At 63.1% G+C, this 12,917-nt stretch carries 14 protein-coding genes; 6 read left to right on the forward strand and 8 right to left on the reverse strand.

The window, feature by feature from the left end:
* Positions 1-19: 19 nt before the first annotated feature.
* The 5 genes from paaE to paaA form a co-directional block, all read right to left on the reverse strand.
* Entirely contained in the window at positions 20-1,096 is a 1,077-nt protein-coding gene (gene paaE / locus AC1DIX_RS04255) for a 1,2-phenylacetyl-CoA epoxidase subunit PaaE (protein WP_477322230.1), read from the reverse strand.
* 4 nt (positions 1,097-1,100) lie between these two features.
* The gene (gene paaD / locus AC1DIX_RS04260) at positions 1,101-1,628 is read right to left on the reverse strand and encodes a 1,2-phenylacetyl-CoA epoxidase subunit PaaD (protein ID WP_477322232.1); all 528 of its coding nucleotides are present in this window, start codon (positions 1,626-1,628) and stop codon (positions 1,101-1,103) included.
* 9 nt (positions 1,629-1,637) lie between these two features.
* Entirely contained in the window at positions 1,638-2,399 is a 762-nt protein-coding gene (gene paaC / locus AC1DIX_RS04265) for a 1,2-phenylacetyl-CoA epoxidase subunit PaaC (protein ID WP_477322234.1), read from the reverse strand.
* Positions 2,400-2,407: 8 nt separating this feature from the next.
* Complete coding sequence (gene paaB / locus AC1DIX_RS04270) at positions 2,408-2,692, reverse strand: 1,2-phenylacetyl-CoA epoxidase subunit PaaB (RefSeq protein WP_047821541.1); 285 nt, start codon at positions 2,690-2,692, stop codon at positions 2,408-2,410.
* 110 nt (positions 2,693-2,802) lie between these two features.
* Positions 2,803-3,792, reverse strand: coding sequence for a 1,2-phenylacetyl-CoA epoxidase subunit PaaA (gene paaA / locus AC1DIX_RS04275; RefSeq protein WP_441934537.1), 990 nt, complete (start codon positions 3,790-3,792; stop codon positions 2,803-2,805).
* A 128-nt stretch (positions 3,793-3,920) separates the two neighbouring features.
* On the opposite strand from paaA, the gene paaX reads away from it, so the two are divergent.
* The gene (gene paaX, locus AC1DIX_RS04280; RefSeq protein WP_477322236.1) at positions 3,921-4,847 is read left to right on the forward strand and encodes a phenylacetic acid degradation operon negative regulatory protein PaaX; all 927 of its coding nucleotides are present in this window, start codon (positions 3,921-3,923) and stop codon (positions 4,845-4,847) included.
* On the opposite strand, the gene AC1DIX_RS04285 is transcribed toward paaX, so the two are convergent.
* On the reverse strand, positions 4,820-5,083 hold the full coding sequence (locus AC1DIX_RS04285; protein WP_477322238.1) for a DUF2442 domain-containing protein: 264 nt from the start codon (positions 5,081-5,083) through the stop codon (positions 4,820-4,822). The two genes, paaX and AC1DIX_RS04285, sit on opposite strands and share 28 nt — an antisense overlap.
* A 260-nt stretch (positions 5,084-5,343) precedes the next feature.
* Between AC1DIX_RS04285 and AC1DIX_RS04290 the strand changes: the two genes are divergently transcribed.
* Both AC1DIX_RS04290 and AC1DIX_RS04295 read left to right on the forward strand, forming a co-directional pair.
* Positions 5,344-6,477: a M14 family metallopeptidase gene (locus AC1DIX_RS04290; protein ID WP_477322240.1), complete on the forward strand. Its 1,134-nt coding sequence runs from the start codon at positions 5,344-5,346 to the stop codon at positions 6,475-6,477.
* An 87-nt stretch (positions 6,478-6,564) separates the two neighbouring features.
* Positions 6,565-7,374: a hypothetical protein gene (locus AC1DIX_RS04295; RefSeq protein ID WP_477322242.1), complete on the forward strand. Its 810-nt coding sequence runs from the start codon at positions 6,565-6,567 to the stop codon at positions 7,372-7,374.
* Here AC1DIX_RS04295 and nfsB read toward each other — a convergent pair.
* A complete protein-coding gene (gene nfsB / locus AC1DIX_RS04300) occupies positions 7,369-8,022 on the reverse strand; it encodes an oxygen-insensitive NAD(P)H nitroreductase (protein ID WP_441934527.1) in 654 nt (217 codons plus the stop codon). The two genes, AC1DIX_RS04295 and nfsB, sit on opposite strands and share 6 nt — an antisense overlap.
* 209 nt (positions 8,023-8,231) lie before the next feature.
* On the opposite strand from nfsB, the gene AC1DIX_RS04305 reads away from it, so the two are divergent.
* Entirely contained in the window at positions 8,232-10,241 is a 2,010-nt protein-coding gene (locus AC1DIX_RS04305) for a DUF262 domain-containing protein (RefSeq protein ID WP_477322245.1), read from the forward strand.
* A gap of 30 nt (positions 10,242-10,271) precedes the next feature.
* Here the strand turns inward: AC1DIX_RS04305 and pmbA are convergent, their stop codons facing one another.
* On the reverse strand, positions 10,272-11,624 hold the full coding sequence (gene pmbA, locus AC1DIX_RS04310; protein WP_441934526.1) for a metalloprotease PmbA: 1,353 nt from the start codon (positions 11,622-11,624) through the stop codon (positions 10,272-10,274).
* Between the two features lie 93 nt (positions 11,625-11,717).
* Here pmbA and yjgA point away from each other — a divergent pair, with 93 nt between their 5' ends.
* Positions 11,718-12,317 (forward strand): ribosome biogenesis factor YjgA, encoded by a 600-nt coding sequence (gene yjgA / locus AC1DIX_RS04315; protein ID WP_441934524.1) that lies wholly within the window; start codon positions 11,718-11,720, stop codon positions 12,315-12,317.
* Complete coding sequence (gene mog / locus AC1DIX_RS04320) at positions 12,301-12,912, forward strand: molybdopterin adenylyltransferase (protein ID WP_477322247.1); 612 nt, start codon at positions 12,301-12,303, stop codon at positions 12,910-12,912. The genes yjgA and mog overlap by 17 nt, the downstream gene beginning before the upstream one ends.
* Positions 12,913-12,917: the final 5 nt, after the last annotated feature.

Raw genomic sequence — 12,917 nt, forward strand, 5'->3', positions numbered from 1 at the left:
GTGCTAGCGTCAGTGGTGCTTAGTCATGCACATCAAAATCAACCACGATCTTATCCGTCACCGGAAAACTCTGGCAGCTCAGCACGAACCCGCGCGCCACTTCGTAGTCTTCGAGCGCGTAGTTGACGTCCATGTCCACCTGCCCTTCCAGCACCTTGCAGCGGCAGGTCGAGCACACGCCGCCCTTGCAGGAGTAGCGCATGTCCAGCCCAGCGCGCAGGCCGGCGTCCAGCAGCGATTCCTTGTCCTTGTCCATCGTGAAGCTGGCGTGGACACCGTCCATGACCACGGTGACCTCGGTCTGGTGACGCGGCTCCGCCGTCACCGGGCGCGGCTTGCGCTCGCTCTTTGCCGCGCCGGCCGCGAACAGCTCGATGCGGATGCGCTCCTTCGGCATGCCGGCGCCTTGGAGGGCGGCCGAGACACCATGCATCATGTCTTCCGGCCCGCAGATGAAGGCGTAGTCGACGTTCTCCACGCGCAGCCAGTGCTGGAACAGGTCGCGGCACTTGTCTTCGGTGATGCGGCCGTGGAACAGCTCGATGTCCTGAGGCTCGCGGCTCATGATGTAGACCAGGTTCAGGCGCTCCAGGTACTGGTCCTTCAGGTCGGTCAGCTCGTCGCGGAAGATCACCGACGACGAAGCGCGGTTCCCGTACAGCAGGGTGAAGCGGCTGTGCGGCTCGGCAATCAAGGTGGTCTTGATGATCGAGAGGATGGGCGTGATGCCGCTGCCGGCCGCGAAGGCCAGGTAGTGGCGGCGGCTCTCCGGTTCGAGCGGCAGGTTGAAGCGGCCCTCGGGCGGCATCACGTCGATGGTGACGCCGGGGCGGATGCATTCGTTGGCCCAGGTCGAGAAYAGGCCGCCGTTCACGCGCTTGATCGCCACGCGCAGGCGGTCGTCCTGTACCGCCGAGCAGATCGAGTAGGAGCGGCGCACGTCCTCGCCGTCGATCATCGCGCGCAGGGTCAGGTGCTGGCCCTGCTGGTACTGGAAGGCCTCGCGCAGCTGCGGCGGCACGTCGAAGGTGACCGCGATCGCGTCGCGTGTTTCGTGCTTCACCTTGGCGACGGTGAGTGGATGGAATTTGCTCATCGTTTTAATGACACTTGAAGTAGTCGAAGGGCTCGCGGCAATCGAGGCAGCGGTACAGCGCCTTGCACGGGGTCGAGCCGAACTGGCTGATGGCGAGGGTGTGGCGGGAACCGCAATGCGGGCACGGCACTTCCGGCTCCTGGATCGCGTGCCGTTTCACACCGTGCTTCAGGGCGCTGATGTCGATCACCTGCTGGCTAGGGGGTGCGATGCCGTAGCCCTTCAGGGCCGCTTTGCCGGCCTCGCTCATCCAGTCGGTGGTCCAGGCCGGCGACAGGCGGGTGGCGATGCGCACATGCTGGAGTCCGTGCGCGCGCAGGGCGCTCTCCACGTCCTCGGCGATCACCTGCATGGCCGGGCAGCCGGAATAGGTCGGTGTGATCGTGACCACGCATTCGCCGCTAGCGCCGTCGAAGGCGACATCGCGCACGATGCCGAGATCGACCACCGAGATCACCGGGATCTCGGGATCGGGCACCTCGCCGAGCCAGGCCCAGACCTGGGACGTATCGATCACCGTCTCCTCGCTCATGGTGCTGCCTTACCAATCCGCGCCGGGATAGGCGCGCTGCAGGAACTGCATCTCGGCCAGGATGTAGCCGAGGCGTTCGGTATGCCGGCCCTGCTTGCCGCCGCGCTGCATATAGGCCTCCGGCGACGGCATCGCCAGGGTCGCTTCAAGCAGCACTTCGCCGACGTGCTGCAGGAAGGCTTCGCGCAGCGGCTCGGCGTGCGGCGCGACACCCTGCGCCACCATGGCCTCGTCGGCCGCGTCGTAGATGAACATCTCGCCGGCATAGGTCCACAGCTCGTCGACGGCGGCCTGCATCTTCGCGTGGCTGAGCGGCGTGCCGTCGCCCAGGCGCACCACCAGGTCGCCGCTGCGGCGCAGGTGGTAAGTGACTTCCTTGAGCGACTTTTCCGCGATCTCGGCGATGCGTTGATCCGTCGAGGCCAGCAGCCCGCGCATCAGGAAGTAGTGCCAGGTATCGAAGAAGAACTGGCGCACCATGACCTGCGCATAGTCGGCGTTCGGCTGCTCGACCAGCAGGCAGTTGCGGAACTCGCGGCTGTCGCGCAGGTAGGCCAGGCGGTCCTCGTCGCGGCCATGGCCTTCGAGTTCGCCGGCGTAGGTCAGCCACATGCGCGTCTGGCCGAGCAGGTCGAGGGCGACGTTGGTGAGCGCCATGTCCTCTTCGAGCGCCGGGCCCTTGCCGCACAGCTGGGACAGCTGCTGGGACAGGATCAGGGCGTTGTCGCCCTGGCGCAGGAGGTATTCGACCTTGGCATTGTTTGCGTCCACGGCCGGCCTCACAGGTTCTTGACTTCTTCCGGCATCGGGAAGAAGGTCGGGTGGCGGTAGACCTTGCTGTTGGACGGCTCGAACAGCGCGTCCTTGTCGCTCGGGCTGGAGGCGACGATGTCGGCCGCCTTCACGACCCAGATCGAGACGCCTTCGTTACGGCGCGTGTAGACGTCGCGCGCATTGTTGATCGCCATCTCGGCGTCCGGTGCATGCAGGCTGCCGACGTGCTTGTGGGCGAGTCCGTGCTGGCTGCGGATGAAGACTTCCCACAGCGGCCATTCTTTGCTCATTTTTGTGTCTCCTGTCTGCCGTCGCCCCCGCGAAGGCGGGGGCCAAGTTTGTTTGCAGGCTGCTCGCCCAACTTGGGTCCCCGCCTTCGCGGGGACGACGGTGGTTGTTCTTACGCCGCGGCTTTCTTGTCCGCCTGCTTGTCCGCATACGCCACCAGCGCATCGCGGAACCACTCGCCTTCTTCCCAGGCCTTCACCCGCGTGCGCAGGCGCTCCTTGTTGCAGGGGCCGTTGCCCTTCAGGACGTTGTAGAACTCGTCCCAGTCGATCTCGCCGAAATCGTAGTGGCCGCGTTCTTCGTTCCACTTCAGATCGGGGTCGGGGATGGTGAGGCCGAGGAATTCGGCTTGCGGCACGGTCTGGTCGACCATGCGCTGGCGCAGCTCGTCGTTCGAGAACAGTTTGATGCGCCACTGGGTCGACTGCGCGCTGTTGACCGATTCGGCGTCCGACGGGCCGAACATCATCAGCGAGGGCCACCACCAGCGGTTCAGCGCGTCCTGGGCCATCGCCTTCTGCTCGGGCGTGCCCTTGGCCAGCTGCATCATGATGTCGTAGCCCTGGCGCGCGTGGAAGGACTCTTCCTTGCACACGCGGATCATGGCGCGCGCGTAGGGGCCATAGGAGCAGCGGCAAAGCGGAATCTGGTTGATGATGGCGGAGCCGTCGACCAGCCAGCCGATCGCGCCGATGTCGGCCCAGGTCAGCGTCGGGTAATTGAAGATGCTCGAATACTTGGCCTTGCCCGAATGCAGGGCATCGAGCAGCTCGTCGCGCGAGACGCCCAGGGTTTCGGCGGCGCTGTACAGGTAGAGGCCGTGGCCGGCTTCGTCCTGGATCTTCGCCAGCAAAATGGATTTGCGCTTGAGCGTGGGTGCGCGCGTGACCCAGTTGCCTTCCGGCAGCTGACCGACGATCTCCGAGTGGGCGTGCTGCGAGATCTGGCGCACCAGGGTCTTGCGGTAAGCCTCGGGCATCCAGTCCTTCGGCTCGATCTTGACGCCGGCGTCGATGCGGGCCTGGAAAGCCTGTTCTTCCGCGCTCATGTCGTCGCGCGTCTGCACTTTCTTGAGGCCGGTTTCTACCATTTGGGCGTACATGGCTGTCTCCGTTTGTGTTCTGACTGAATCCATAATACGATACAAAAAACGCGATGTACACCAAAATTTTGAATCATATCGTGATGCAAGAGCTGTCGGCTGCGTCGTGATTGCGGTAAAGTAATCATATGAAAATGCTCACCAGCAACGAGTGGATAAACCGCTTCCTCGCCACCGATCCGCCGCGCTCCAAATCGCTGGTGATGACCATCTTCGGCGACGCCATCGCCCCGCACGGCGCCCGCCTGTGGCTGGGCAGCCTGATCGAACTGGTGGCGCCGATGGACGTGACCGACCGCCTGGTGCGCACCAGCGTGTTCCGCCTGGTGCAGGAAGGCTGGCTGGTGGCCAACCGCGAGGGACGGCGCAGCAGCTATGCCCTGCTGCCGGAGGCGCGTCCGCGCTTCGAGCGCGCGAACCGCCGCATCTACGCCGCGCCGGGACTCGACTGGGATGGCCGCTGGACCCTGGTGATGGCGCCCAACGGCAGCATCGACGCGCCCCTGCGCACGGCCGTGCGCAAGGAGCTCGAGTGGGAGGGCTATGCGATGCTGGCGCCGGGCCTGCTGGCGCATCCGGCCGCCGATCCCGCGCCGCTGGCCGAAATCCTGGAACGGGTCAAGGCCGGCGGCAAGGTCTTCGTCTGCAGCGCCGCCGAGCTGCCGGATGCCGGCTCGCGTCCGCTGGGCGAACTGGTGCAGGAGGGCTGGGACCTGTCCGGCGTGGTATCCGACTACTGCCGCTTCATCGACGAATTCACGCCCCTGCTGGCGACCCTGCGCGAGGAAACGGACCTCACGCCCCAGGCCGCGTTCGTGGTGCGCAGCCTGCTGATCCACGCCTACCGCCGCGTCCAGCTGCACGATCCGATGCTGCCTTTGGCCCTGCTCCCGAATCCCTGGCCGGGCTCGGAGGCCTATGCGCTGGCGCAGGCGATCTACCGGCTGACCTGGGAAAGGGCCGAGGCCCACCTGATGGAGGTGCTGCGGCGCGAGGATCCGGAGGCGCCCGGCGCGGATGCCGGCTTCTACGACAGGTTCGGCGGATTGCGCTGAGGCGCCGTCATCGACAGCCGGATACTCTCCACGCCCAGTTCCAGGTCCAGTCCCGGCCAGTACAGGCAGGTTTCACCGAAGCACTCGACCCGGCACAGCTGCGCCACGGTCGCGTGCTCGAACCAGGGGAACATGGCGAATGGCAGGTACAGCTCCTCCCGATGGCAGCGCAGCCAGAAGCCCCGCCTGTCGATGCTGGTGATTTCGGCATGTGCGACACGAATTTCGTTCTTCATGTTTGTCCTCCCAAACGAGCACCTTAGCAAAAGCCGGATGGCCGACATTTGACCGGCAACAGACGAGCCGATTTGCGCACCGAAACGAGTCATGGGTATGATGCACGCCCTACCACTCAAATAACAGGACCTCGTCAAACCGTAGCGAGCGGCCGCAGTTTCGGCCGAGAAGCGCAGCCGTACTTACGGTACGGCGAGCATCGCAGGCCGAAAATGCAACGCGCAGCAGGTTTGACGAGGTCCCCACTACAGGACGCACAATGTCTATCAARATCAGCAGCCAGTTCGACGCTGGCGCCATCGATATCGTGAACGCCACGAGCGCGAACGCCATCGACCTGAACATCCGCAAGGATTCGCACGCCGACATCACCCAGTGGTTCTACTTCCGCCTGCAGGGCGCGCAGGCCCAGCCCTGCACGATCCGCCTGCTCAACGCCGGCCAGTCGGCCTACCCGAAGGGCTGGGAAGACTACAACGCGATGGCGAGCTATGACCGCATCAACTGGTTCCGCGTGCCGACCAGCTTCGACGGCCAGGTGCTGACCATCGAGCACATCCCGGCCATGGACAGCGTCTACTACGCMTACTTCGAGCCCTACTCGTGGGAGCGCCACCTGGAGCTGCTGGACCGCGCCCAGCTGTCCGAGCAGGTGCGCATGGTCGACCTCGGCTCGACCGTCGACGGCCGCGACCTGAACATGCTGATCATCGGCGAACCTTCGCCCGCGAAGAAAAAAGTGTGGGTGATCGCACGCCAGCACCCGGGCGAGACGATGGCCGAGTGGTTCGTCGAGGGCATGCTCGACGCCCTGCTCGATCCCGCTCACCCCTTCGGGCGCCAGCTGCTGAAAGAAAGCGTGTTCTATGTGGTGCCGAACATGAACCCGGACGGCTCGGTGCGCGGCAACCTGCGCACGAATGYCGCCGGCGCCAACCTGAACCGCGAATGGCTGAACCCGACCATGGAGCGCAGCCCGGAAGTCTTCCTCGTCAAGCAGAAGATGCACGAGGTCGGCGTCGACATGTGCCTGGACGTGCACGGCGACGAAGGCCTGCCCTATGTGTTCATCGCCGGCAGCGAATCCCTGCCGAACTTCACGGCCGAACAGGCCGCCGCCCAGAAGGCCTTCTCGGACGCCTTCATGGTCGCCAGCCCGGACTTCCAGGACGTGCACGGCTATGGCGAGACGCCCTATAGCGAAGAGACCCTGACCATGGGTTCGCCACACATCACCCACGCCTTCGGCTGCCTGTCGCTGACCCTCGAACTGCCGTTCAAGGACAACGCCAACGATCCGGATCCGCAAGTGGGCTGGGATGGCGCGCGCAGCGCCCGCCTGGGCGCTAGCGTGCTGCAGCCGGTACTGCAGGCGGTCCGCGCGATCAAGTAAGTCTTTGCCCGGCCGGGAACCGGCCTGCGCCGCCGCCTGTCAAAAGCATGAGCGGCGGCCAGCGCCAGGGAAACTGCGGAGAGCGGCATGGGCAATGTCTATCGGCCAGGAGAAAGTCCGGCTGCGGGAGCGCTGCCTCCCGCCGGACTGGCGCTGGGCGACGCCTGGTTCTGGCATACCGACCAGACGCTGCTGCATGCGCTGGTCGAGCACCCGAAGGTCTCTCCCGAGCATGCGGGTGTCCGCCTGCTCGGCTTCAATGGCGCCAGGCTGAACGAGTACATCGGCGACGGTCACTATGCCAGCGTGATCCGCATGCACCTGTCGCCGGATTGCCACTTCAGCGAAGTCTATCTCGGCGGCTTCGCCAACGACGCGCTCGAGCACCGGCTGGCGCTGCGCGACGATTGCTCCTCCGCCTCCGATCCGGCCGCCTGCTTCTCGCCTGCGCGCCTCGACCTGATGCTCTACCACATCAGCGAAGGCCTGAACGGCATCATCCGCGCCATCCGCTGGGCCTACCGCAAGACCACTTGGCAACAGCCGATCTTCCTGAACGGCTACGACTATCCGGTGCCCGACGGCCGCGGCTTCGTCAACAGCCATGGCGGCTGGCTCACGACCATCATGGACGACGCCGACGTCGATCCCGACCTGGCCTTCCGCACCGAAGTCATGAAGCGCATGATCGACGTGGTGAACGACGAGGTGCTGGCGGAATTCCACTCGCCCCTCGAGCGCGTGTTCCACGTCGACAGCCGCGGGGTCCTGGCGACCGACCCGGAACACTACGCGGAAGACTGGGAGAACGAGGGCTATCCGACCCGCGAGGGATTCATGAAGCTCCTCGAGCGGGCCTGGTTTCCCGCGCTCCAGCCCTTCCGCATCGTTTTATAGGAAAGTAAACACCTGTTCTTCCTGCAGGCGCGACTTCGGCAGGCCGGCGTTGAAGTCGGTCTCGGCGTGGTAGCCGAAGCTCAGCATGACCAGGCTGGTCAGGCCGCGCTCGTGCAGGCCGAATTCCGCGTCCAGCGCGGGGACGTCGATGCCTTCCATCGGCGTGGTGTCGATGCCCAGGTTGGCGGCGCCCAGCATGGCGGTACCGAGGGCGATGTAGACCTGCTTTTCCAGCCACTGCGGCAGGTCTTTCTGGGTGTAGCGGTGCAGGTTCACATAACCCAGGCGGCCCTTGGCCTGGCCGGCCCTGGCGGCTTCGTCGCGGAAGCGGCCGTCGCGCTGCTCCTGCTCGAGGATGCTGTCGAGGTGCTGCTGGTCGGCATCGGCGCGCACGCAGAACAGGATCACGTGCGAAGCGTTGAGGATCTTCGGTTCGTTGTAGATGAAACCGCCCTGGGCGCCCTTGGCCATGCGGGCCTTGGCTTCCGGCGTGCTGGCGACGATGAAGTGCCAGGGCTGGGAGTTGACCGAGGACGGGCTGTTGCGCAGCAGACCATAGATCTGCTGCATCAGTTCCTCGGGGACGCGACGGGTCGGGTCGTAGGCTTTGGCGGTGTGGCGCTTGGTGGCGGCGGCGAGAATGTTCACGTGGTTCCTTTTTTATGTGCAGTGCATATCTGCACATTATTGCAGGAACCAAAAAATTGCGTGGGCGGCGAGTTCGGTGCTTATGCCCGGCCGGCGGCGCCGTTTTATTTCGCTCACAGCTGCTGTTTTTCTTCCATGCTTTCGATGTACTGTTTTATAGTCCCCGATTTGATGTATTCCCTACGGGACTTTTTAGAAAAACGAAATCAATGCAACCCGATAAAACCTCGGCAATCCGCCTTTTCAGCTCGCCCCTACAATATGTTATTCCAGTTTTTCAACGCGGTTATGTGTGGACGCTGGAAAAGCAGGTGGGACCATTATGGGCCGACGTCGAAGAACGAGCATCCGCATGGCTCGACCGTCAGGAGTTACTCAGAACGTCGAGCCCCGCTCAGTTGGCGCCTTTGCGAAAGCACTTCTTAGGCTCCGTCGTGCTAACGCCAATTAATGGCGCGTTCGGCAGGGTTACCGCATACGAAGTTATCGATGGACAGCAACGCACGACGACGCTCCACCTTTTCCTGCTCGCCTTTCGCCATGCGGTCGCCCAGCTGGAAGATATTGCGATGACCAAGATGCTGTCGAGCCTTCTTCAAAACGACGGCGCTTTCGCAGTCGAATCGGATCGCTACAAAGTATGGCCGACGAAAGCCGGCCGGGACGAGATCAGTTTTCTCAATACTGCGCCATCCATGCAAGCAGTTTGCAAGGAATTTCCAGCAACAACAGGCAGGCAAAAGCATGAACGGCCTTTGATGGTGCAGGCCTATTTGTATATGCACCAGGCCATCAAGGCCTTTCTGGCGGGGATTTCGATGGATGAACCCCAAAACCCGGAAGGCGATAACACCTTATCCGATGCCGTCATCCAGTCGGTCCGCAAGGAAAACGTGCCGCAGTTACCCGTTTCCGATCTGCCGGCACTTTCCCTGCAGCGTGCCCAGGCCCTGTATATGTCTCTGCAGGAGGCGGTACAAATAATGACGCTGACGCTTGAGGGCGATGACGATCCGCAAGTCATCTTTGAAACGCTGAACGCACGTGGCGAACCGCTACTTGCATCGGATCTGGTCCGGAATTTTGTTTTCCTCGATGCCGCACGGCGCGAAATGAGCGTAGGGAAGTTATATGACCAGTTCTGGCAAGGTTTCGATGAGCAGCGCGACCAAAATGATAAAGTGACGGCGAATCGCTATTGGCGGGAGAAAGAACGGCAAGGCCGCATTACCCATCCCCGAATCGACCTGTTCTTCTTCCATTACACCATCTTGAAGTGCAAGCGGGAGACCAAGGTAAGCCATGTCTTCCAGGCTTTCAAGGAGTGGTGGCTGGCAGAGCCCCGTGACATCGAGAAAGAGCTGAAAAACATTGTCCGGACCAGCCAATACTTCAGCGAGCTGATTTCTCCTGACGGTGACGACCATGTGGCCGAATTCGCGCGCATGATCAAAGTCCTCGATGTCAGCACGCTGACACCCGTGTACCTATTCCTGCGCGAACACTACGAAAAGAACGATCCCGCGCTCTGCCAGGCCCTGTCAGACTTGTTGTCTTTCCTGACCCGTCGTGCTGTGTGTGGATTCACCACGAAAGGATATAACCGTATCTTCCTGCGGATGCTGGAATTGGTGTCCAATCCCACCGAGGCCAATCCGGCGCAAGCTTTGCGAACCTATTTGATCGGACTCAGCGGCCATAGTACTTGTTGGCCACGCGACGATGAATTTGCCGAGCACTGGATGCACCGACCAGTCTACAAGGAGCTGCGCCCTGCGAAAACGGCGGCCGTGCTGCGTGCGCTCGAAGTTGGGGCCCGTACCGTCAAGCATGAGCAATTAGCTGTCCCAACCACTGAGCAGCTCAGTGTGGAACACATTATGCCGCAGGGATGGGCGGGAACGGCCAATTATCCACTTGCGAACGAATCGGACCACGAATTCGCACGGCGTAACCAGGTTATCCAGACCTTTGGTAACCTCACGCTGCTCACGCAAAGCCTCAACAGCTCGGTCAGCAACGGGCCGTTCCTGGATACCTGGGAGAAGAATGGTACCGAATTGGTCGAGGGAAAAAGAACGCAGATTTGTCGATATAGCCTCCTTAATCTGAACGCTTACCTGCAAAGCAAGTCCAGTTGGACAGAGGCTGATATCCGGGAGCGTGCAGAAGTCTTGCTGGAGCAAGCATTAAAGCTGTGGCCATTGCCTCAAGCATAGCGGGGCTGACGCCGGCAGTGGTAGGCGGCCTTAGCTTCCCGCAATGACCATCTTCTCGATCAGGATCGAGCCCGTCGACTTGTTGCCACGCGTCAGCACGTCATTGCCGATGCCGACGATGGACTGGAACATGTCCTTCATGTTGCCGGCGATGGTGATCTCTTCGACCGGGTACTGGATCACGCCGTTCTCGACCCAGTAGCCGGACGCGCCGCGCGAATAGTCACCGGTCACGTAGTTGGTGCCCTGCCCCATCAGTTCCGTGACCAGCAGGCCGGTGCCCATCTTGCGCAGCATGCCTTCGAAGTCGTCGGCGATCTTCGTTTCCTTCGACAGGATTTCCAGGTTGTGCGAGCCGCCGGCATTGCCGGTGGTCTGCATGCCCAGCTTGCGTGCCGAGTAAGAAGATAGGAAATAGCCCTGCAGCACGCCATCGCTGACGACCTTGCGGGTCTGGGTACGCACGCCTTCTTCGTCGAAGGGCGAGGAGCCGACCGCGCCGACGATGTGCGGGTCTTCGACGATCTGGATGTGCGAAGGGAAGATCGACTTGCCGAGAGAATCCAGCAGGAAACTCGACTTGCGGTAGAGGGCGCCGCCCGAGGTTGCCTGGACGAAAGAGCCGACCAGGCCGGCGGCCAGCGGGGCTTCGAACAGTACCGGGCAGGTGCGGGTGTCGAGCTTGCGCGCGTTCAGGCGCGCCAGGGCGCGTTCGGCGGCGTAGCGGCCGACCTTTTCGGGATCGGCCAGCTTTTTCGGGTCGCGCGCGGAGGTGTACCAGTCGTCGCGCTGCATCTTGTTGCCCTTGCCGGCGATCGGCGCGACCGACAGGGTATGGCGCGAGAACGGGTAGCCGGCGCAGAAACCGAGGCTGTTGGCGGCCACGAAGTGCGACTGCTGCACGTAGACGCTGGCGCCTTCGCTGTTGGTGATGCGCTTGTCGACGCCGAAGGCGGCCGCTTCGCAACGCTGGGCGATGCGCACGGCGTCCTCGGCATCGATGTCCCAGGGGTAGCACAGACGCAGGTCGCGCGGGTTCATTTCCAGCAGATCGGCGTCCGGCAGGCCGGCGGCCGGGTCTTCGGCGGTGAAGCGGGCGATGTTGTAAGCCGCCTCCACCGTGGCGCGCAGCGAGGCGCTGGAGAAATCGGAGGTGCTGGCATGGCCGCGGCGCTGGCCGCAGTAGACGGTCACGCCGATGCCCTTGTCCTTGTTCTGCTCGATGGTCTCGACCTGGCCCTTGCGCACCGTCACCGCCAGACCGCTACCCTCGCTGATCTCGACCGCCGCGTCGCTGGCGCCGGTTTCCTTTGCAATTGCCAGCACGTCCTGTGCGAGCTGCTTGAGCTGATCCTGGGTATGGGTGAAGACGGAGTCGTTCATGTGCGTTTGTCGTAGCGAGCCCTAAAACAGTTATCATAGCAGCCGTTTACTGTTTTTACCGTCCAGACGTGCGTCTGACGAATCTAGATCATCATGCCAAATGCAAACCGCGGCGCTGTCGGCTTCCGCTCCGACGAGTTCGAACCGGAATACGACCGCCCCTCCAAGTCCGAACTGAAGCGGCAGAGTAACGAGTTGCAGAAGCTCGGCGAACAGCTCATCGAAGCGCCGCGCGACCGCGTCAAGCGCGTGCCGATGCCGGACGAGGTCAAGGATGCGATCCTCATGGCCCAGACCATCACCAACCACGAAGGCCGCCGCCGCCAGTTGCAGTACGTGGGCAAGATGATGCGCTCCCTCGACGAGGAGGAAGTCGCCGTCATCCAGCGCACCATCGAGAGCTGGAAGGGCACCTCGAAGGCCGAAGCTGCCGCCCTGCACGCGCTGGAGCGCCGCCGCGAGAAGCTGCTGGCCGACGACAAGGCCCTCACCCAGCTGCTGGGCGAGCATCCGGAGCTGGACGCGCAGCACCTGCGCACCCTGATCCGCAATGCGCGCAAGGAGCAGGCCGAGAACAAGCCGCCCAAGGCCTACCGCGAGATCTTCCAGATCCTGAAGGACCTGGCCAAGGCGCCCAAGGCTGCCGCGGAAGGCGATGGCGAAGAGGAAAGCGGCGATGAGTCTGGAGAATAAGGTCCAGGAACTGGTCGTCGGCCTGGTGTCGGTTTCGGACCGTGCCAGCGGCGGCGTGTACGAGGACAAGGGCATCCCCGCCCTGCAGGAATGGCTGGGCAAGGCCCTGACCACCCCGTTCCGCGTCGAGACCCGCCTGATCCCCGATAACCGCGGCGACATCGAGAGCGCGCTCATCGAGCTCGTCGACGAAGTGCGCTGCCACCTGGTGCTGACCACCGGCGGCACCGGCCCGGCGCGGCGCGACGTCACGCCCGAGGCGACCCTCGCCATCGGCACCAAGGAGATGCCGGGCTTCGGCGAGCAGATGCGCCAGGTCAGCCTGCACTTCGTGCCGACCGCGATCCTGTCGCGCCAGGTGGCCGTGATCCGCGAGACGCCCGACCCCGCTTCTGATCATGCTGCCCTGGTCATGAACCTGCCGGGCCAGCCGAAGTCGATCAAGGAAACCCTCGAGGGCCTGAAGGACGCGGACGGCAAGACCATCGTCAACGGCGTGTTCGCCGCGGTGCCCTACTGCATCGACCTAATCGGCGGTCCCTTCATCGATACCGACCCGACCGTGTGCGCCGCCTGGCGCCCCAAGAAAAAATAAGGATG

The organism is Massilia sp. 05N420, assembly GCF_056397205.1.

Excerpts from the sequence above, each read along its gene's own strand:
- AC1DIX_RS04295 (WP_477322242.1), top strand. The coding sequence starts at position 6,565 with ATGGGCAATGTCTATCGGCCAGGAGAAAGTCCGGCTGCGGGAGCGCTG.
- AC1DIX_RS04285 (WP_477322238.1), bottom strand. The coding sequence starts at position 5,083 with ATGAAGAACGAAATTCGTGTCGCACATGCCGAAATCACCAGCATCGAC.
- paaD (WP_477322232.1), bottom strand. The coding sequence starts at position 1,628 with ATGAGCGAGGAGACGGTGATCGATACGTCCCAGGTCTGGGCCTGGCTC.
- paaB (WP_047821541.1), bottom strand. The coding sequence starts at position 2,692 with ATGAGCAAAGAATGGCCGCTGTGGGAAGTCTTCATCCGCAGCCAGCAC.
- pmbA (WP_441934526.1), bottom strand. The coding sequence starts at position 11,624 with ATGAACGACTCCGTCTTCACCCATACCCAGGATCAGCTCAAGCAGCTC.
- mog (WP_477322247.1), top strand. The coding sequence starts at position 12,301 with ATGAGTCTGGAGAATAAGGTCCAGGAACTGGTCGTCGGCCTGGTGTCG.
- yjgA (WP_441934524.1), top strand. The coding sequence starts at position 11,718 with ATGCCAAATGCAAACCGCGGCGCTGTCGGCTTCCGCTCCGACGAGTTC.
- paaA (WP_441934537.1), bottom strand. The coding sequence starts at position 3,792 with ATGTACGCCCAAATGGTAGAAACCGGCCTCAAGAAAGTGCAGACGCGC.
- paaX (WP_477322236.1), top strand. The coding sequence starts at position 3,921 with ATGAAAATGCTCACCAGCAACGAGTGGATAAACCGCTTCCTCGCCACC.
- AC1DIX_RS04305 (WP_477322245.1), top strand. The coding sequence starts at position 8,232 with ATGCAACCCGATAAAACCTCGGCAATCCGCCTTTTCAGCTCGCCCCTA.